The organism is Streptomyces sp. NBC_00080, assembly GCF_045041255.1.
GTDB lineage: Bacteria > Actinomycetota > Actinomycetes > Streptomycetales > Streptomycetaceae > Streptomyces > Streptomyces coriariae.
Genome location: NZ_CP108235.1, coordinates 5,836,084 through 5,856,681, shown reverse-complemented (window position 1 = coordinate 5,856,681; position 20,598 = coordinate 5,836,084). Strand labels below are relative to the sequence as shown.

Annotated in this window: 10 protein-coding genes and 2 pseudogenes; 9 read left to right on the top strand and 3 right to left on the bottom strand. The window is 67.0% G+C overall.

What is annotated here, in order from left to right:
* Window positions 1-243: 243 nt before the first annotated feature.
* Window positions 244-1,376, top strand: a pseudogene (locus OHU34_RS26175) (IS110 family transposase).
* A gap of 295 nt (window positions 1,377-1,671) precedes the next feature.
* Here the strand turns inward: OHU34_RS26175 and OHU34_RS26170 are convergent.
* The 3 genes from OHU34_RS26170 to OHU34_RS26160 are packed head-to-tail and all read right to left on the bottom strand — an operon-like array spanning window position 1,672 to window position 5,638.
* Entirely contained in the window at window positions 1,672-2,577 is a 906-nt protein-coding gene (locus OHU34_RS26170) for a DUF6339 family protein (protein ID WP_405768575.1), read from the bottom strand.
* A complete protein-coding gene (locus OHU34_RS26165; protein ID WP_405768573.1) occupies window positions 2,574-3,548 on the bottom strand; it encodes a hypothetical protein in 975 nt (324 codons plus the stop codon). Before OHU34_RS26165 ends, OHU34_RS26170 begins: the two co-directional genes overlap by 4 nt.
* Complete coding sequence (locus OHU34_RS26160) at window positions 3,545-5,638, bottom strand: helix-turn-helix domain-containing protein (protein WP_405768571.1); 2,094 nt, start codon at window positions 5,636-5,638, stop codon at window positions 3,545-3,547. The genes OHU34_RS26165 and OHU34_RS26160 overlap by 4 nt, the downstream gene beginning before the upstream one ends.
* 321 nt (window positions 5,639-5,959) lie before the next feature.
* Between OHU34_RS26160 and OHU34_RS26155 the strand changes: the two genes are divergently transcribed.
* From OHU34_RS26155 to OHU34_RS26120, 8 genes and pseudogenes are all read left to right on the top strand, one after another.
* Entirely contained in the window at window positions 5,960-6,343 is a 384-nt protein-coding gene (locus tag OHU34_RS26155; protein ID WP_405768568.1) for a hypothetical protein, read from the top strand.
* 120 nt (window positions 6,344-6,463) lie between these two features.
* On the top strand, window positions 6,464-11,263 hold the full coding sequence (locus OHU34_RS26150; protein WP_405768565.1) for a DEAD/DEAH box helicase family protein: 4,800 nt from the start codon (window positions 6,464-6,466) through the stop codon (window positions 11,261-11,263).
* Window positions 11,260-13,176: a UvrD-helicase domain-containing protein gene (locus tag OHU34_RS26145; RefSeq protein WP_405768563.1), complete on the top strand. Its 1,917-nt coding sequence runs from the start codon at window positions 11,260-11,262 to the stop codon at window positions 13,174-13,176. Before OHU34_RS26150 ends, OHU34_RS26145 begins: the two co-directional genes overlap by 4 nt.
* On the top strand, window positions 13,173-16,427 hold the full coding sequence (locus OHU34_RS26140; protein WP_405768561.1) for a helicase-related protein: 3,255 nt from the start codon (window positions 13,173-13,175) through the stop codon (window positions 16,425-16,427). Before OHU34_RS26145 ends, OHU34_RS26140 begins: the two co-directional genes overlap by 4 nt.
* A gap of 3 nt (window positions 16,428-16,430) precedes the next feature.
* Window positions 16,431-18,287: a DrmB family protein gene (gene drmB, locus OHU34_RS26135; protein ID WP_405768559.1), complete on the top strand. Its 1,857-nt coding sequence runs from the start codon at window positions 16,431-16,433 to the stop codon at window positions 18,285-18,287.
* A 218-nt stretch (window positions 18,288-18,505) separates the two neighbouring features.
* Window positions 18,506-18,676, top strand: a pseudogene (locus OHU34_RS26130) (IS1380 family transposase); the annotation flags it as partial.
* A 263-nt stretch (window positions 18,677-18,939) separates the two neighbouring features.
* Entirely contained in the window at window positions 18,940-19,692 is a 753-nt protein-coding gene (locus OHU34_RS26125) for a DUF6879 family protein (RefSeq protein ID WP_405768557.1), read from the top strand.
* The gene (locus OHU34_RS26120) at window positions 19,689-20,537 is read left to right on the top strand and encodes a helix-turn-helix transcriptional regulator (RefSeq protein WP_230195610.1); all 849 of its coding nucleotides are present in this window, start codon (window positions 19,689-19,691) and stop codon (window positions 20,535-20,537) included. Before OHU34_RS26125 ends, OHU34_RS26120 begins: the two co-directional genes overlap by 4 nt.
* The last annotated feature ends 61 nt before the right edge of the window (window positions 20,538-20,598 follow it).

The following is a 20,598-nucleotide window of genomic DNA, read 5'->3' as shown; positions in this document are numbered from 1 at the left end:
GGGCTCGGATCAGTCCTCCCTACCTTGTTGTTCGAGATGAGCGAGCCATTCGTAGGGTTGGCTCACCCAGGGGGTCCGGGTGTGGCTTTCAGTTCTCTGCCGTTGGTGGCTACCGAGGTTTCGCCGCCGGGCCCCCACGACGACTCGGCTGCTCATTAGGAATTGCGGCACTGATCGCTCAGTAGGGACTCGACAGCGAGGTCGTCCGTGGTACCTGTACGAACACGACCTGCAGAGAAGCGAGTGACAGCGATCTGGGCCGGTATCGACGCCGGCAAGACCCATCACCACTGCGTGGTGATCGACGACACCGGCCGGCGGCTGCTGTCCCGGCGGGTGGCGAACGAGGAGACAGAACTGCTCCAGCTCCTCGGCGACGTTCTGGACCTAGGCAAGGTGGCGGCCTGCGGCATCGACCTGGCCGACGGCGGGGCCGGCCTCGTGATCGCGGTCCTGCTCAACCACGGCCAGCACCTGCTAAATCCCCGGCCGGGCCGTCAACCGGGCCTCCGAGGGCTACCGGGACGACGGCAAGACCGATACCAAGGACGCCGCGTTCATCGCCGACCAGGCCCGCGTCCGCCGTGACCTGATGCCCCTGCGGCCCAGCGACGAGCTGGTCACCGAGCTGAAGGTGCTCACCGGCCGCCACCGTGACCTCAGCGACGACCGCACGGGAGCCGTCAACCGGCTGCGTGGGCCTATGACGGGATCTTCCTCGGTCTGGAGCGCGACCCCGGCAGCCATCCGTCGCACGGGCGTCAGGCGGCTGGCCGCCTGGCTGCGCAACCGCAAGGTCCGCGGCGCCGACCAGCTCGCCGCCCCAACCGTCCAGGCCGCCGGGAACCAGCACACCGCCGTTCCCAGCGAGAAGATCACCGCTCAGGTCGTGCACTCCCTCGCACGGAAGGTGATGGCCCTCAACGAGAAGATCACCGAGACCGATAAGCTCATCGAGGGCCGGTTTCGCGAGCACCGGCACGCGGAAGTGATCACCAGCATGCCCGGCATCGGGCCCCTGCTGGGAGCCGAGTTCCTCGCGGCCACCGGCGGCGACATGGACGCCTTCGACAGCGCCGACCGCCTCGCCGGGTTCACCGGCGTCGCTCCCGCCGCACGTGACTCGGGCAAGATCAGCGGCAATCTGCACCGGCCCAAGCGTTACAGCCGACGTCTCCAACGCGTCCTCTACACCTCCGCGTTGATCAGCATCCGCTGCTGCGACGAGTCCCGCCGCTTCTACGACCGCAAGCGCGACAAAGGTAAACGTCCAAGCCGTACTCGCGCTCGCCGGCCGACGGGTCAACGTCCGGTGGGCCCTCCTGCGTGACGGACGGTGCTACAACCCCATACCGCCCGTCACGTCCGCCGCTTGACAACTCCATTAGGAATCCTCCGGCCCCTTCTCGCTCTCTTCTTTACCTCGTACGGGCGCGTCCGCGAAATGATCCGTCAAGCGCTCCACCGAATCGTAGGGGGCGCGCTCCTCTCGGCAGGCCCGACAGGGAGAGGGCGGTGGTGCACTGCCATGCCTTCCTCATCCTCAAATCAACCACTCAGCAGTTGTCCACTCCGCCGAGTTCGGCCCACGCGATGGTGGGACGCAGGCCGGAGCGCGCATCGAACTGCGCCCAGCGCCCGCAAACGCGCCCTCTCCGTCCTGCGGTCCCTCTAAGCGTGCGCCGTCCCGGACCGAGCCCGGTCACGCAACGGCGCCTCTGCGGCGAATCGCTCGAACATCCGCGACAGTACCTCGCAGGAGGAACGCCGGGCGGTGCCGTCGTCCGGCCCTCCGGGAAGCCGGTCCCACGGAACCGCCGGTGCCGATTCCGCATCGTCGATCCAGTCGGTGAGTGCGTGGTGGTCGGGCGCCTCGTCCGGAGCGATCACCTCGTACATGAGCGTGCTGCCGGCCGTATTGACTGCCGTACAGAGCGCGTTGACCCGATCCCCGAGTCGTGTGGCCCCCTCGTCGGCCAGCCCTTTGAGGACCCGCACCAGGGCCAGTGCTGTGGGCTTGTGATCGATGACAGCGAGCCGGAGCGCAGTGTTGGTCATGTCCTGATTGCGGCAGGCGATTTCCGCGGGGGTGTAATCAGGCCCGTCCCGGAACATCTCGGCGGCCCACCACAGTCGGGCGAAGGCCTGGCTGTAGTGAGGGCCTACGAATCTGGCGCTGTTGACCTTCCTGGGCGTGCCGTCGCCGGCCTCCCCGGGCGGCATGTGCCGCCACAAGACAAAGTCCGGTGCCACGGCCAACGCCAGGAAGTTCCACAGATCCGGGGTCGCCGCCTCAGCACGGGTCATCCGCAGGGTCGCGTGCAGCCGAGGCGCCAGCCAGGCATCGGCGTCGGTCCGCGCCGCATCAAACCTGTGCATGGCCTCCTCGACGATCTCCCGCACCGGGGCGGCGCTCCACCGGACGGAGTCACTCTCGATCTGCGTGCTCGCCCGGAGAATCGCCACCTGTGGCAGGCCCTCCTGCCCCGCGCGTACCCCATGGGTGAGGAAGGCCGTGCCGAGGTGACCGGGGAGCAGCGCGAGCCGTTCGGGGGGCTCGATGCGGAGTCGGCTCATCGGCTCACTTCCTGGGCACGGGTTACGGCACGGATGGCCGCCGTCAGATTCTTGGGCACCTGGCCGCGTCTTCCGGCTGCGAACTGAATCCGCGACTGGACCTCTGCCCATCCTCGGCCGTCACCTCGACGGCTGTGGGCCTCGCCCAAGGCCTCGGAGAGGGGCAGCCCGGGAAACACCTCGGGAAGCATGGAGCGCAGCACTGACTCCCGCCATCCACCAGGAAAGCGCGGGGTGCCATCTTCATCGCATTCGAGGTCGCTCAGCGCGGAGTGGAACATCGTCGCCCAGGCCTCTCCCGCAATCTGTGCGGCCACCAGTCCCGCGGTTGCCTTCTCCAACGGGCCACGAGCACCGGACAGCAGCTCGGGAAGACCTTCGAAGGACGTGTTGAGCAGGACGGCCGGCACGTCTCCGGTGGTGTCGATCAACCAAGGCGCATCCATGAACGGACGCAGCCACTCCTGCGGACCGTCCCGGAAATCCTCCTCCAGGATCTCCAGATCGCGTTGTCTCGTGGGAGTGCGGGCAAGGAGCTCCACGATCCAGGGCGTATCCGTGGTACCGAGGACACGCCCGTCAACTCCACCGTGACTGCCGACGACACATACGTCCAGGACGGCGCGCGCCACATGCGTGGAGCGGCGTACTCGGACCTCACCTCGCCAATGGGTGTCGTCACGACGGCGTTCCAGACGACTCACTCTGCGGGTGTTGGTGGCTCCCTCGGACAGTACGGCGACGCAGGTGACTCCGGACCATGGGCCGTCGGCCAATTCATCCATGGGGAGGGAGACTTCGAGATCGAGAACGCCTTCGGTCCAGTCGTTCCGCTCGATCTGATGAAGGGCGACGACCTGATCGCATTGGGAGATCAGCGAGAGCTGCAGTGGCTTCCCATCTATGCTCGCCCCTCGGACGGTGACCTCGATCTTCCCCACCAAAGTCGGGTACGCGTACACGGTGCTCACGCAGAAGCCTCCCGTGCCTGTTGGATATCCACGATCACACCGGCCATGGCGGCGGCCACCGGGTGGCTGCCGACAGCCGTGACGCCACCGAAGCGCGCCGACCGCACGTCCGGATCGATGAGCAGCCTGCCGTCGACGATCTCGCAGTTCTCCTTCGCGGACAGTTCCGCCCACTCCAATGAAGGACGCCCCCCTGATCGCACATCGAACTTGACCACCGGCAGTAGCTGCCAACGGTCGTCGCGCTGCGGGACGGTCAGCGTCACGTCCAAGGTCCAGGCCCCGTCTCTGTCCACCTTCCCGACGACCCGGTCCACGAGCGGGTGTCCCTGGCCACGACGACCACTCACCGCGGCGGGCGCATCAAGGCGCAGCAGCCTCCGGAGGACCTCGGATCCGGCCGATTCTTGACCGGCAGTCCGCCGCCCCATCACGCCCCGCAACGCTGCGTCCATGGCCGCGTTGAACTCGGTCAATCGCCGAGGTGCGTTGGCATAGGCGGCGGTGAGTTCCTCTGTCGCCCCCCACCTGTCGTGCTCCGGCGGCTCGGCGGCCCGTAGGAACGCTTCGGCGGCATGGGTCGCCACGCCGTCGTCGCCAGTGGCGAAACCGGCGAGCAAAACAGCCTGGAAGGGGTCCCCTCCCGGCCGCAGGCCGCGCGGACGCCGGGCCGTGACAGTCATCCGAGTGCCGCGCATGCAGGTGATACGGCTGTGCTCCTCGTCCTTGTCGGCGGCTGGAGTGACCAGGAGTACGGCACGGTGACTGTGTCCTTCAGCCCTACGCCCGGCGGCCCGCAGCGGCGGGACGACGAGGGCGACGTCCACGGCGGCGACCTGTCCGGTGGCCGTGAGCTCGTCGACCGTCTCGCCGTCGATGTACGCCCGGAGCGCGTGGGCCAGCGCCGGGTGCCGATCGAGCGGATCGACCCGCTGCTCCGGAACCACAGATTCGCCGTTGCGAAGAGCACGGACCGATGCTTCCAGCACGGCCGACGTCGTACGGCCAGAGGTCATGGCGGCCCAGAAGTTGTCGGCCAGCGCCCGGCTGAGGGCCTCGTGCAGATCTTCCAGGGTGTCGTTGTTGCCGGCCGCGTCGTGGGCGCCGACGACGAGGAAGGAAGTTCCCGGATCGTCGCTGTCCCGATCGAGTCGCAGATCGGCGACGGTACGCTCGTCCGCCCACCAGGAGCGGGAGACACCTTCGTGCTCCTTCTCCGTGTCCGCCTCACCGAGCCATGCAGGCCCTGCGTATGCGACTCCGTCGACCTCTCGCCAAGGAAGGTCGAGACGTCCCACTACCCGACGCGCCGTCCGCCCCTCATGCGTCTCGGACAGGGTGCTGTTGATCAGCACCAGACCCAGCCGACTCGCTGCCCACAGGGTGGCCTTCCCCAGCCCGTACGAACCACCGGCCCGGTCGTTGCTTTTGTGGCTGTCGAGCTGCCGGCGAACCACAGCGGCGTATCGGCCGTCCCCGTACTCGGGCCCAGTCAGCCCCGAGGCGTTGTAGTCGTCCACCCGGAGAAGCAGAAGAGAGGACCCCTCGCGCAACGCCCGTAGCCCCTCGCCGAGGACCCGGCCGACCTTCTGCCGAGACTGTGCCGCCGCCGTGTAATGGGGCTCCAGCTCGTCCCACTTCAGCGCGGAGAGGAAGGAGTGCAGGTGTTCGCCGGTCAGCTCATGCAGGGTGAAGCGCACGCGCACCGGGCGTCGCGGGTCCAGCCGCTCGTCCAGGGAGTTCTGTGTGACCTCCCGGGCCAGCACGGCCAGGTTCGCGTCGAATGCGAAGGCGGCCGCGTTGCCGTACTCCCGACCTCCGTCGTGATGGGCGATCCGGTGATACCAGCCAATCGGTCGGGCCGATCCGACGTCGGCGTCCCTGGTGACCAGGGTGGCAACGTCCGTCTCCAGGATCTCGGCGATCCTGACCATCATCTCCGCCCGCGGCCGTGCCCTGCCGGTGACCCACGCCGACACCGCCGCGCGCGTCAGGTCCCCCAGTTGCTTGGCAAACTCCGCCTGCGAGATCCCCTTGCGGCGCAGCTGGCGCCCAAGCCACAGGCCGAAGTCCTCGGTGTCGTCCTCCATAGCCCCACTTCCCCATCGGTTCCGGGCAGCGTCACGATAGCACCGCGATTGACGTCAACGGCACTGTCAAATTTCAATAGACATACGCGATCGATTCGAGCGCCAGCGAGGGTGGATTGAATTTTCTTCCGATCTTCAGATCGGCACACAAGCTGCGTGCTAGGCTCCTCCTGGGCAACTCCCCACGTGGCAAAGGCCGTTGAGGATGCGCTTGCTCCGGGGGGCGGAGAGCTCTGTCCTCAGACCAGTTGCACAGTTTTGTTTGCATTGCGTCATCCAGTCACGGGCGCTCGTTGGCACGCCCACAGGGAGGGGACCCACATGAACGACGATGAGACCTGGATGGCGTGGTTCATCAAGGAGTACGACAACACGGAGGACCCCGATCTCCGCGCAGAGCTCCTGATGTGTCACGGTATCCACCCCCAGGTCCTCGCGTCGGAGCGGCGGCATCTCGCCCGCCGCGCACAGAGCAAGCCCACGGAGCAGACGACCACCCCCTTCGTCCCGCCCGTGCCCCGCACGTCCCGTGCTACCCGTCGCCCCACCACACCTCGGCGCGCCGGTAGCCCCCGCACCTACCAGATCAAGGTCACCCGCACCAAGAGGATCCGCTCGGCCAAGCGGACCGCGACGGTCGTGACCGTGACGACGACCTTCACCACGATCACGACCGTCACCACGGTCACCACCATCGACAGCTGATCCCCCTCATTCCTCATAAGCTGTCCTGATTTGCTTCAGCCGGGGGTGCCGGCTTCATAACCGGTACCCCCTCCCCCACGGTGTCCTCGGTTCGTTTCTCTCGTTCGAGACAGGTGCCTCATGACCGACCGGCAGTTGGCCGACCCTTCGCTCCCGCCCGTGATCGACACCGTGATCCGACAGTCCTCGACCGTCCTGAAGACGTATCAGGTCGACCCGGGGCTGATACAGGAGCATGCCAACGGTGAGCGCCGTATTACCCAGGGTGGCTACGGCGAAAGGCAATTGCTCGAACTCGTCCAGAACGCGGCGGACGAGATCGCGGCATCACCCGGCGGCAAACTGCACGTCGTCCTGACCGAGAACCACCTCTATTGCGCGAACGAAGGCACCCCGGTCACGCCGGAGGGCGCCGAGACCATCCTGCGCATGAGTGTCTCGCGCAAGCGCGGCGGGCAGATCGGCCGCTTCGGCGTCGGCGTCAAGTCCGTGCTCTCCGTGAGCGACTCGCCCCAATTCTTCAGCGGGAACGGTGCCTTCGGTTTCGGCTTCGACCGGGACTGGTCCACCGCCGAGATCGCCCAGGCCATCGGCCGGCAGGGCGACATTGGAATGGACACCCCGGTGCTCCGTATGGCCCGGCCCCTCGATGTCGAACAGGAGCGCGCCGACGACAACGTGCTCGACAAGCTCCTGCGCTGGGCCACCACCGTCGTCCGCCTGCCCCTCAAGCCCGGTGCGGCAGAGCGTCTCGGACGGGACATCAGCGGGTATAGGAGCCGCAGTGGGCGAGTGACGGAAGCTTTTCCCGCTCACTTCCAGTTGTTCTCCTCCCACGTGGGCCAGGTACTGCTGCACGACGAGCGGACCATGCCGCCCGCACGGCGGGAAATCTCGATCGAACCCAAGGGCATCCACCGCACCCTCAAGGAAGTGGCACGCGGCGCCAAGCAGACCACCGAGCAGTGGAAGGTGTTCTCTGTCGCCCATTCCCCCACCGCCAATGTCGCGGACAGCGCTGGCGAGTTGCACAACCGACCGGTGCTGGAGATCTCTTGGGCTGTGCCTGAATACACCGTCCGCAACGGCCTGTACACCACTCCCGTCGGCAGGGGATCATTCTGGGCGTTCTTCCCGACGAAGTATGAGGTGTCGCTGACAGGCATCCTGAACGCCCCGTGGAAGACAAACGAGGACCGACAGCACCTTCTGGACGGCAGCCCCTTCAACCGGGAGCTGCTGCAGGTCGCGGCCCGGTTGGTGATCGATACCCTGCCCCAACTCGTGCCCACCGAGGACCCTGCCGCATACCTTCCCCTGCTGCCGGGCCGCACAAAGGAGAAGCTCAACTGGGCCGACGATTATTTCCTCCGGCAAGTATGGGAAATAGCTGCCCAGCGCCCCTCGCTACCTGATCAGAACGGTGAACTCCAGGTCCCTCGGGACCTGTTCATCACGCCGTCGGATCTTGACAAGGAATGGGTCCGGATCTGGTCGGAGTACACCGGCCGCCCCACCAACTGGTTGCACGCATCCGTCGACGCCTCCGACACTGCCCTTCGCCGCGGCAAGATGAAGCAGATCCTGGACGCAGCAGGGAAGTCACCCGAAAACGTCAAGGACTGGCTCGAGGCGCTCGTCGCCGACGGCTCCGCAGAGGCCTCGTGCCACGCCATCGAGATCCTGTCGCTGATGGTGCTCAAGGATCAGGCCGCGCGCTTGCGTGGGGACTCCGATCTCACTGCCGAGGCTCGCAGGGCCCGAGTCGTGCTGACCGAGGAGCACGGGGTCGTCGCCCCCGTAGCCGGTGAGATCTTCCACCGGACCTCCGCCGACAGCCTCCGCGATGACATGGTCTACGTCCACCCGTCGATCTCCGAGCGCCCCGAAATGGCGCGGCATCTGCACAACATCGGCATCCGGGTCGCCGATGCGCAGGGACGGTTCGAGGGCGTCCTCGATCAGGGCTTCGACAACTACGACAACAACGCATGGTCGAACTTCTGGATCCTGCTGCGCAGCGCCGGCGGCAGCGCGAACGTCGACCGCATTCGTGCCAAGGTGCCCAGGCCGCTGACGACGCTGCGCGTTCGTACCATGGACGGTCGTTACAGGCTGATGCGCGACTGTCTCCTGCCCGGACCGGTGGTGCCCGGCGACGGAAGCCGCGACGAGGCCATCGCCGTCGACCTGGATTTCCACGAGAGTGACAGAGCGGTCTTCCGCGACCTCGGGCTGTTCGACCGCCCCACCGGGGGATACCGGCCCCAGGAGGAGACATGGTTCGAGGAATTCCGGCGAATCGTCCACGACCAGCACCTCCGCAGTCTGCCGAGCGCCGCTCCCCGACCCAGCATCTCCCGCCTTTCCGTCGAGGGTGCTCCGACGTTGGGACCGCTGCACCTGCTGCCCGCGCTGTCCGAGGAGGGCCGCGCGGCCTTCGTAGCGGCGCTGCCGGCATCCGACATCTCGCAGCACTGGCAGCTGCAGTACGGAACCACCGCCAGTACCCGCAAGGCCGTGATGTCCCCGCTGCGCTGGATGATCTCCAAGCACGGCCTCGTGAAGACCTCCTTGGGACTGACCCGGGTGGCCGAGGCCGTCGGTCCGCAGCTCAAGGCGTTTCGTGCTGTTCTCCCTGTCGCCGAGATCTCGGAGGAGGCGGCGCGAAGGCTCAACATGCCCACGACCTCCGACGAGGTGCCCACCCGGCGTTGGAACAAGCTGTTGGACCTTGTGCTCGAGAGCGAGGACGACGCGTTCATCGGCCGCGCTTACGCCCTCCTGCACAGGGTCGGCTTCGAGTTCCCGGAAGGCGTTCCCACCCGATGCCGCGTGGGAGCTGCCTGGGAGGGACGCCCCGACAGCGAGATCGCCGTCGCGCTGAACGAGGTGGAGTTCAAGGAGCTCGTCCGTGAGCGCCTCCCCGCGCTCCTGGTCACCGACAAGGCGGACGTGGCCACGGCGAAGGAGATGATCGAGGAATGGGGCATGCTCAAGGTCTCCGACGTCATCAGCAGAGAGATCGAGCCCGTCAAGACCGGGCGGGCCGTGTCGCTGTTCGAGGAGTTCACGACGGTCAAGGCCCGCCTCGGTCAGGCGGGCAGCAGCTACAAGATCCAGCGCTGTTCCGAGCTTGAGCAAGTGGTGCGCACACCCATGGGCAGCAAGCGGAAGTCGCTCAAGTTCGCGAGGAAGGGCCAGACCCTTTTCGTACTGGACTCCCTTGACCGGCTGCAGGTTCTGCGCGCCGCCGATGAGGAGTTCAAGTGGGGTTTCGGCATGGCCGGTTGCAGCCAGGCTCTAGCTCTCCAGGACAGGCAGGAGCAGGACCAAGCCCTGCTGGGGCGACTGCGCGCTGTGCGGGAAAGCGAGAGTGTCATCGACAAGATCGCTCTGCTGATCGGTGAGGAAGCCCTGCGTGGCGAACTTCCGCCCGGCCTCATGGAGAGCGAGATCCAGGAGCAGGGCACCGAGCCGAACCTTCGGCGCATCGCTGAGATGGCCTTCAACGCCCACGGTGAAGCGATCCTTCGGGTCCACTCCCGGGATCTTGCTCTGGACTTCCCCACCCGCGCCCCCAGCTCCTTCACCGGGAACACGAAGGCCTTGCGCTTCGTCACCGACCTCGGGTTCCCGGACTCCTTCGCGGGCGCCCAGGTGCCCTCGCTGGAGCCCCGCCTCGAGGTCGACGGTCCGTCCGAGTTCCCTTCCCTGCATCCCTATCAGGAGGAACTCGCGCAGGCGCTGCTCGCTGTGCTGGAGAACCCCATGCCCCAGCGCGGCATGCTCAGCCTGCCGACCGGATCCGGCAAGACCCGAGTCACAGCGGAGGGAGTGATCCGGTGGATCCGTGATCGGAAGGATCTACCCGGTCCGGTCCTGTGGATCGCCCAGACCGAAGAGCTGTGCGAGCAGGCCGTGCAGAGCTGGAAATTTGTCTGGTCGAAGGTGGGTCCCGAGCTTCCCCTGGTCATCAGCCGGCTCTGGGCCTCGAACGAGGCGACGCCCGTCGACGGACGTCCGCACCTTGTCGTCGCCACCGACGCCAAACTGGACAGCTGCCTGGAAAAGGAGGACTACGCCTGGCTGCGGGAAGCAGCCGAACTCGTCATCATCGACGAGGCTCACACCGCGATGTCGCCGCGCTACACACGACTGCTCGAACAGCTTGACCTCACGCACCGCCGTACCGGTCGTCACCTGATCGGACTCACCGCGACCCCGTACCGGAACAATGCGGAACTGACCCGGCTGCTGGTGCAGCGGTTCGGCAACCGCCTCGACACCGGCGTCTTCGACGGCGATCTGTCCGTCGCCATCAAGGGGCTACAACAGATCGGTGTTCTGTCCCAGGTCAAGCACCGAGAGCTGGTGGGCGCCGACATCGCGCTGACGGCGGACGAGCGTGCCCAGTCTGAGAAGTTCTCGACCTTGCCCAAGGGCGCCGAGCAGCGGCTGGCCGAGGACCACGGACGCAGCCAGCGAATCGTCGACGAGATCGCCGCCATGCCCTCCGACTGGCCTGTTCTGGTGTTCGCCACCTCCGTGGCCCACGCGAAGCTGCTGGCCGCCAAGCTCGGTGACCGGGACATCAAGGCCGCCGCGATCGACTCGACCACGCCCCCCAATGAACGCCGTAAGCAGATCGACGACTTTCGCAAGGGCAGGATCCAGGTCCTGACCAACTACGGCGTGCTCACCCAGGGCTTCGACGCTCCGGCCACCCGTGTCGTGGTAGTAGCCCGTCCGACCTACAGCCCGAACATCTACCAGCAGATGATCGGACGCGGTCTGCGCGGCCCGAAGAACGGTGGCAAGGAGAGCTGCCTGATCCTGAACGTGCGGGACAACATCACGAACTTCGGTGAGGAACTCGCTTTCACCGAGTTCGAGTACCTGTGGAACGAGGCCCAGTGACCTTCACCCCGCTCGCCGAGCATCGGCTCACCGCCGCACAGCAGGCCGTGGTGGACCAGCCCTGGGACGCCCGGGTACTGGTCACGGCCGGTGCCGGCGCCGGCAAGACGCACACCCTCGTACGGCGGCTCGACGTGTTGGTGGAGCGCGAGGAACTGGAGGCCGGGGAGATCCTGGTGCTCAGCTTCTCCCGTGCCGCCGTGCGCGAACTCACCGAGCGGATCGAGCGGCACGCCGCCGCCGCGCAGCGGATTCGTGTGCAGACCTTCGACGCCTGGGCCGCAGCCCTGCTCAACCGCGCCTACCCGGACACGGACTGGGGAACATACACCTTCGACGAACGCATCGAGGCCGCCACTGAGGCCATCGACAAGGGGGCGGTCGAGGGCGGCGAGTACCTGCCCGCCCATGTGGTGATCGATGAGGTTCAGGACCTCGTGGGGGTCCGTCGGGAGATGGTCGAGGCCCTGCTCGACCGATTCCAGGAGAACAGCGGCTTCACCGTGGTGGGTGATTCGGCTCAGGCGGTGTACGGATTCCAGGTGTCCGATCCGGATCAGCGGGCCGAGGAGACCGACCGCTTCCTGGCCTGGGTGCGTGCCACCTTCGGTGAGGACCTGGTGGAACTCCACCTGGGCGACAACTTCCGGGCCCGCAGCGAGGCTGCCCGAATGGCCCTGCCCTACGGCGCCCGGTTGCAGCGGCTGCCCCGCGATCGGGCCGTGGCCGCCGCCGAGGCCGAGCGTATCCACGGCGACCTGCGTGCTCTGCTGCTCTCGGCACCGAACTTCGGGAGCCTGGAGGACGAGTTCGTGCTGGCAGCGCTGCGCGACTATCCTGACACCACCACCATCCTGTGCCGCGACAACGGCCAGGCACTGACGTTGTCCGGCATGTTGGCCGAAGCCGATGTCCCCCACACATTGCAGCGGTCGGCGCGCGAGCGCTCGGCCCCTGTGTGGATCGCCGAACTCCTCGCCTCGACCGGCGCCTCCACTCTGAGCCGGGAGCGCTTCGAAGAACTGCTGGTCGACCTGAGAGTCCCTGACGGCAGCACACCGGAGGCGCTCTGGCGGTCGGTGCGCAAGGTGGCGCGGGGCAGCGGCCGCCGCACCGTCGATGTCGTCGGGCTGCACCGGGCACTCGTCGAGGGCCGGCTGCCCGACGAGCTCACTGCGGCTCAGTCGTCCTCGCTCGTGATCTCGACCGTGCACCGGGCCAAGGGCCTGGAGTTCGACCGGGTCCTGATCGTCGAACCACGCGTGCTGAAAGAGCCGGCCCAAGTCCGGAAGAAGAAGTACGACTACGACCCGGCGGCGGAAGCCCGGCTGCTGTATGTGGCCATGACCCGGACCCGGGACGATCTGTACGTCCTGGACGCCCCCAACTCGTGGCTCCTCCGCAAGGACAAGAGGATCGACCGCTGGTACCTGGGTGGTCGCAGCACCTGGGCCCGCAACGGCATCGAGCTGATCGGCTCGGACGTGTCCCACGAGCAGCCTCCGGGCACGGAGGGAATTCACCAGGACGCTGCGGAGGTGTCACGGTACCTCCTGGCCGACGTCACCGCCGGTGCCGAGGCGGAGCTCGTGCTGCTGCACGGCATCCCCGTCGCCGCCGACCAGTCCCCACCGTACGCAGTGGTGGTCGGCGGCCGACAGATCGCGGTGATGTCGGAGCGCTTCCGTACCGACCTGCACCGAATGCTGCGCCGCACCGCGCACTCTGAGGTCGATCGCTGGCCGCCGCTGATCACGGGTATACGGGTCGAATGCGTGGAGAGCGTGGCGGGCAGTCCTGCGGCGACAGACGCCGCCGGGCTGGGTAGGCACGGCGCGTGGGTCGCACCCCGGTTGTGCGGTCTGGGGCGCTTCCACTGGCACACGGACGGACCGAAAGGGAACGAAGGATGAGCGGGTCGACTCACCAGGCACATTACGAGGTGTGCGATTCGCTCCTCGGCGCCCTGCGGCAAGACCTGCTCGGCCCCGTGGGTGGTCCGGACGAGGTTCTCACGGACGATGCGCCAATCACCATGTACCCGATCGGCGTGCTCTTCCCGCGCTCGCAGCCGGACCGGTCCGGTGTCTCGCCCCAAAGTGGTCCGGCCGAACAGGGGGAGCTGGAGTACGAGCGGGACGGGCTCGACGTGGTGTCACTCGGCACCCGTCGAGACATCGAGGAAGGCCCCGGCGATCTGGGCGTCTCGCTGGCGAACGTCCGGATGCCGTCGTCCATCGGTTTGACATTCGCCGTGGACCCGACCGTATCGGGGCGAATTCGATTGACCGTACACACTGCCGTCTACACCCCCGAGGACGCCGAGGGAAACCCGGTGTCCGCCAAGCGGACCGAGGCACGCAGCACGAAGGCCCAGCGGGAACATTGGCGTCGTTCCGCCCTGCGGATCGAACCCGTCGACGTGGACGTCACGCAGTCCGGCCTGCTCGCCCCCTTCGGCCTCCATCCCGGGCTGGAATTGCGTGTACTGGTCCGCCCCCGGTCCGAGTCGGACGGGACGGTGACCGTGACGGCCACGGTCGTCAACAGTCTGCAGGTCGGCCAGTTCGACCTCCGGGACGCGCACTGCTTCTACCAACCGGAGCTGATCGTCACCGCTGAGGACGGCAGCAGCTCCGTGTTCGTGGCACGGCCGACCGCTCTGGACGCGGTCGACTCGGAACATGCGCTGAGCCGCCTCCTGTACCGCCATGCTCCGAGCTTCGCCACCGGCCATGGCTGCGCGGCGCATTGGGACTGGCCGCCACCTCCGGTGGGATCCGTATCGACCGATCGTCCGGCCGTTGCCACCCTGCGGACCGAGTTCGTCCCCTCCCAGGAAGTGTTGCTGACGGACTCCAACCCGGAGATCGACGACAAGGCGCTGGCCATGTACCGGCTGGGAACCGACCCGGCCCACGAGGTCGTCTCGGCCCTTCGTACCTTGCTGAGCGGATACGAGCGGTGGATCGAGACCCAAGAGGGTCAGGCTCGCCTGCTGCACGACACGGAGCACGGCAAGATCGCGGCCGAACAGGTCCGGCTCTGCCGGCAAGCCCTGCGCCGGATGCGCGAAGGTGTGGATCTGTTGGATGACACCGAGCAGCCGAACATTCTGCGCGCGTTCCGGCTGGCGAACCTCGCGATGGCCGACCAGCGGGCACGTACCGCGTGGATCAAGGACGGCAGGTCAGGCGAACCGGACAACCAGGCCGGGCGGTGGCGGCCCTTCCAGATCGCCTTCATCCTGCTCTGCCTGGCCGGGATCGTCGCTCCGGACCACGAAGACCGAAAGGTCTCCGACCTGCTGTGGTTCCCCACAGGTGGTGGCAAGACGGAGGCGTACCTCGGCCTGATCGCCTTCACCACCTTCCTGAGGCGCCTCCGGGGCGGGGATGCCGGGGCCGGCGTCACGGTGCTCATGCGGTACACGCTCCGACTACTCACCCTCCAACAGTTCGAGCGCGCAGCGGCGCTCATCTGCGCGATGGAACTACTGCGGGCAGCCGACCCGGCGAGCCTGGGGCACGAGGAGATCTCCATCGGCATGTGGGTGGGTCGTTCGGCGACCCCCAACACCTTGGCGGTCGCCACGAGCAAGCTGGCCGATCTCGTGCGCAACGAGAATTTCCAGTTGGAGACCGAGAACCCGGTCCAACTGCGCAACTGCCCTTGGTGCGGCGAATCGTTGCGGGCGGCGGACTACTCGGTCGATGAAAGCGCCGTTCGCATGACCGTCAACTGCCCCTCCGGCACGTGCGACTTCCACTGGGGGGGACTGCCGATACACCTCATCGACGAAGCCATCTACGCCCATCGACCGACCTTGGTCATCGCAACGGTCGACAAGTTCGCCTCGATGCCGTGGCGACCCGCGTCGGCGGCCCTGTTCAACCGGGACGTGGACGGAGTGCGACCGCCCGAGCTCATCGTCCAGGACGAGCTCCATCTGATCTCGGGCCCGCTCGGCACGCTGACCGGCCTGTACGAGACGGCCGTGGACGCCTTGGCGGATGGCCCCAAGGTCGTCGCCTCGACCGCGACCATCCGACGCGCCGACGAGCAGGGCACCCGACTGTTCGCCCGTTCGGTGGAGCAGTTTCCGCCCTCGGGCCTCGACTCCCGGGATTCCTGGTTCGCCGTGGAGACGCCACGGGAGCGGAAGGCGGCCCGCCGCTACGTCGGCCTGTTGACCTCCAGCACCAGTCAGGCCACGTTGCTGATCCGGGTGTACGCGTCGCTGCTCCATCGGGCTCACACTCATGATGCTCCGCCTGAGGTGAAGGACGCGTATTGGACCCTGATCGGCTACTTCAACAGCCTGCGACTGCTTTCCGCGGCGGAGCTCCAGGTCCTTGACGACGTCCAAGAGCGTCTGGGACACCTCGCGCTGCGTGACGGAGTCAAAGTACGCCGCGCCGACGCCCTCACAGAGTTGAGCAGCCGGGCGAATTCCAGCGACATCTCCCGCCGGCTCAAGGCCATGGAACGACATCTCCCTATGCCGGACGTACTGGATGTGTTGCTCGCCACCAACATGATCTCCGTGGGAGTCGACGTGGACCGACTGGGGCTGATGGCAGTGATGGGTCAACCGCAGACCACTGCGGAGTACATCCAGGCGACGAGCCGGGTCGGCCGGCAACATCCCGGTCTCGTCGCGATCATGCTCAACTCCACTCGCTCACGGGACCGTTCGCACTACGAGGACTTCCAGAGCTTCCACTCGGCCCTGTACCGCGAGGTGGAGTCCACCAGCGTGACCCCCTTCTCCGCCCGGGCCCGCGACCGAGGACTGCACTCCGTGGTGGTGGCTCTGGCCCGGTTGATGTTGCCGGCCGCACGGGACAACGACGCGGCATCACGCGTGGAGGACTTCGTGGTGGACCTCCGCGAGACGGTCGGTACCCTCGTGCTCGACCGGGTGGCGGTGGTCGAGCCGGCCGAGCTCGAGTCCACCACAGCGGCCTTCGAGGACTTCGTCGGATGGTGGCAGGACGAAGCGCTGGCAAGCCCGAACCTCGTGTACGAGGCTCCGCGCGGCTCCCGCGTGCCCGCCCTCTTGGCCAACTACGACGACGAGTCACCCGACGCCTCGCCGTGGAAGACACTGTGGAGTCTGCGCGACGTCGACGCCTCGTCCACCGTCTTCGAGGAGCGCTGAACCATGAGCCCCGCCCCGCCTCGCACCCGTCGCCGTGGCCTCCCGTCGACCCCGGCCCGTACCGCCCGCAGGCTCGGAGAGATCCGCCGGGCCCAGCTCATCACGACGTACGGCGTCGGAGCCATGATCGCGGTGGAGAACGAGTCCTTCCTCGTCCGCGGCATCGACTCGTGGGACATCTCCGAGGCTCCCGTCATCTCGGAGCCCCGTCTGGCCTGGCAGTTGGGCGTCTCCGGCTTCCGGATGCCACCGGCTCCCGATCCCGACAAGGCCCGGGACGGCGTACGGGCAGTGCGCTTCCCGGAGATGTACTCATGCCCCAACTGCCATCAACTGCAGCCCTTCCGCAAGTTCAACTCGCCCGCCGGTCGGGCCGAGTGCTCGACCTGTCAGGAGAACCTGGTCCCGTCCCGTTTCGTGATCGCGTGCACGCACGGCCATCTGGAGGATTTCCCCTACTGGAAGTGGCTCCATAGGGGCAACCGGACGACATCCGGGGCCTGCGGGGGGCAACTGACGTTCCGGGCCGACGGCTCGACCGCATCACTGCGTGCCGTGTTGATCGGTTGCAGTTGTGGGGTGGAGGAGGTGTCCATGGAAGGGTCGTTCCGACGGCAGGCCCTCAGGGACCTCGGCATCCGGTGTGCCGGCCGTAGCCCCTGGCTCAAGGACGCTCCCGCCGTGAGCTGCCAGGAGCCACCGCGCACCCTCCAGCGCGGTTCCTCCTCGGTGTGGTTCCCGGTCATGTACTCGGCTCTGTCCATCCCCCCGTGGAGCCAAGGCATCGCCAAGATCGTCGCGCCGTACTACGAAATCTTCAAGCATGAGGATGCCGCCTCCATCGAGGCGTACGTGCGCATGCAGAAACTGCTGCGTCACCACCCGGAGTACACCGGGAAGGACGTGGTGGCCGAGGTGGAGCGGAGGCGCACGGCCGAGGCCGCCGCGACGGAGCCGGCCGATGGTACGAAGATCGCCAAGCACGCACGCAACTACCGGCAGGAGATCTACGAGGGCGAGTACCAGAGCCTGTCCACGCCGCACCCCGAGGTCGCGGACCAGGAGCAGGAGTTCGTCTGCGAGCCCCCCACCACTCCGATCGGTGCTCTGCTCTCGTCCCGTGGCCTGGCTCAGGTGATGCTGGTCAAGCGGCTGCGCGAGGTTCGGGCACTGCAGTCGTTCCGGCGCGTGGAGGAACCGAGTCCGGCGGACTCACCACTGCGCGAGGCCGCGATCTCTCTGGACCGGCCTAGTTGGCTGCCGGCTTTCGAAGTGAGCGGTGAAGGGGTGTTCGTTCGTCTCAACCCCGAGCGGCTGCGAGTCTGGGAGCAGGAACCGGGGCAGGTCGCTCGCGCCGCCCGGATCCGGGAAAATCACGAGAGGTTGCTGGCAGCACGCGTCGGCGACTCGGACAAGCCGGTTCCGCCCTCCCCCGCCACGCCCCGTTTTCTCCTTCTGCATGCCCTGGCACACATATTGATCAACGAGTGGAGCCTGGACGGCGGTTACCCGGCAGCTTCCCTTCGCGAGCGGATCTACGGCGAGGAAGACATGGCAGGCGTACTCGTCTACACGGCCACCAGCGACTCCGCCGGCAGCCTCGGCGGCGTCGTCGCCCAGGGTGAACCGGACCGTCTCGAAGGCTCGCTCCGGGCTGCCCTGCACAGAGCAAGCTGGTGCTCTAATGACCCCCTGTGCATGGAGTCCGAGTCGAGCGGCGCGGACAGCCTGAACGTGGCCGCCTGCCATGCCTGTCTACTGCTCCCCGAGACGAGCTGCGAGAACAACAACATCCTGCTCGACCGGGCGGCCCTCGTCGGGACACCGGACGGTCGAGTGCCAGGCTTCTTCACTCGCTGACGCCTTGGCCGTTCGGGGCCGGTACGCCAGCCACCGGATCGGCTCACGTTGCAAGAACTTGCGGACGAGCGCGTCCCGGACGGGGAGTGTCGGCTTAACCTCGCGCTTTCGCGTGCAGGGCGTCCGATGGGTGATCAGAAACGCAGAGAGTACTCCTGACCTGCAACGATGGGACTTTTCTAGGGTCCAGGTCGTCGCCTGAAAGAAGCACTCTCCGGGTGAAGAAGCTGATCGAGACGGTCCGCAAGACCGGCCTGGACCGAGCGATATCGGCGGCGCTCGCACCGTGGCGGTGTCCTCGGGCTGTGCACGATCCAGGCAAGATTGAGCTGGATGTGGCCCTGGCGGTGGCGCGGGGCGGGGACTGCCTGGCCGATGTGGGCATGCTGGCGTTAATGGTCTGATCCGGCCCCACTTTTCCGGGGCGGGTCACACCGGCAGCAAACCCATGGCGATCACCCGGGATCTCCACCACGAGCTTCCTGCCGATGTGAACTCTTACGCCTCGATTGGTGGGGATTACGGAGCACCAACACCACTTGCGCGCAATCTCGGACTGTCGCCTGGTGGGCACAATCCGCTGTAATCCATGGGTACGTCTGGGGGCCGTCCACCCATCCTGGTATTCCAGTGACCACAAACGGAGGGTGACATGCCACTCAGGTTCATCGGCACGACCAGCGAGGACGGCGACTGCCCCACCTTGTACGACATCGAGGGCACGGACGAGATCCTCGTCCAGGGTGAGCGAGAGACCGACCCGGAGCACCTGGTCCAACTGCGGGACGTCAAGGAGTCGGAGACGTTCGTCCGCGTCCCCCGCAACCTGCTGACCCGCTATGCACCCAGGAGCGAAGCCCCCGAACTCCAGCCGTTCTCCTCGGTCTCCGGGCTGTTCCGGGACTTCAAGCACACCGCTTGGCGTCTGGAGACCCGCCGCGGATATGCCTCTGACCGCAACAGTCCCAAGTGGGCCCGATTCCTCGCGGGCGAAGACGTCTCCCGCGATCCGGACAACGCCTGGCGGAAGAACGTCCGTACGCAGACGGCACAAGGCAAGCGGTTCGAGCGTGTGCGCGTCGTCGACGAACCGCTCAGCCAAGGGCAGGAGTTTCTTCTCGCGACCGCGCCCGGCAACATCGCCGCAGGCGAGGACATCCGCAACCTGACTCGCGCCCAGGCACAGGAACTGAGGCTGCCGGAGAGCGACTTCTGGCTCTTGGACTCGAAGGTCCTCGCCCGCTTCGCGTTCGACGACCACGACACCACCCTGGGTGTGTACGTGACCGAAGACTCGGCGGAGGTGCTCGCCGCCTGCCAGGCCAGAGATGCCGCCTGGCATCATGCCATCCGTTTCGGAGACCGTTCCGAAGAGTTCGCCCGGCGGGTACGTTCCAGCATGTGAGCACGGACTTCCAGACCGCCAGAGAAGCCCTGGGCGCGCGACTGCGCGAGCTGCGCGCCGAGGCCGGCCTGGAGGGCAGGCATCTTGCCGCCAAGCTCGGCTGCCAGCCTTCCAAGGTCTCCCGTCTTCAGAACGGCAAACAGACCCCGGCCGCAGCCGACCTGACCGCGTGGGCGTCGGCTTGTGGCAGGCCGGATACCGAGGCCGAACTCCAGGGCCTGCTGGCCGGGCTTGAGATGAAGCAGCGGCACCGCTCCTGGCGACGCCAATTGGCAGGCGGGCACCGAGGCCGCCAGGAGATCGCCGTCCGGCAGACCGAGACCACGAAGTCGATCCGCGGGCTCGAGGTCTCGCGCGTTCCGGGGCTGTTCCAGACGCCGGAGTACGCCCGCGTCATCTTCGACGCCAACGCGGAGTTCCGGGCCATCAAACCAACGACCGAGGCTGCCGTCGAAGCCCGGATGCGCCGCCAAGAGGCCCTGTACGACACGGAGAAGTCGTTCCGATTCCTCGTGTGCGAGGCCGCCCTCTACCATCGCGCATGTCCTGCGGACGTGATGGCCGAGCAACTGGACCGGTTGTACAACCTGGTGGGCCGAAGCCGGATCGAGCTCGGCATCCTGCCCTTCGGTGCGCAGCTCCGGCGCACGGCCCCGCATGCCTTCTGGATCTACGACCGGCGGCTGGTCATCGTCGAAACGATCAGCGAAGAGCTGTGGCTCAACGGCGAGGACGACATCCAGCTGTACGAGAGGGCATGGGACTGGTTGGCCGAGTCGGCCGAGTACGGTGCGCCCGCGCGTCGCCTGATCGGCCGCGCGAGGGCGTCCTTGGCTCTCCCGTAGGCAATCGGCCGCAAGCGTCACACCAGCGTCGGCAATCACGCGCAATCGGCGCGCATACGCA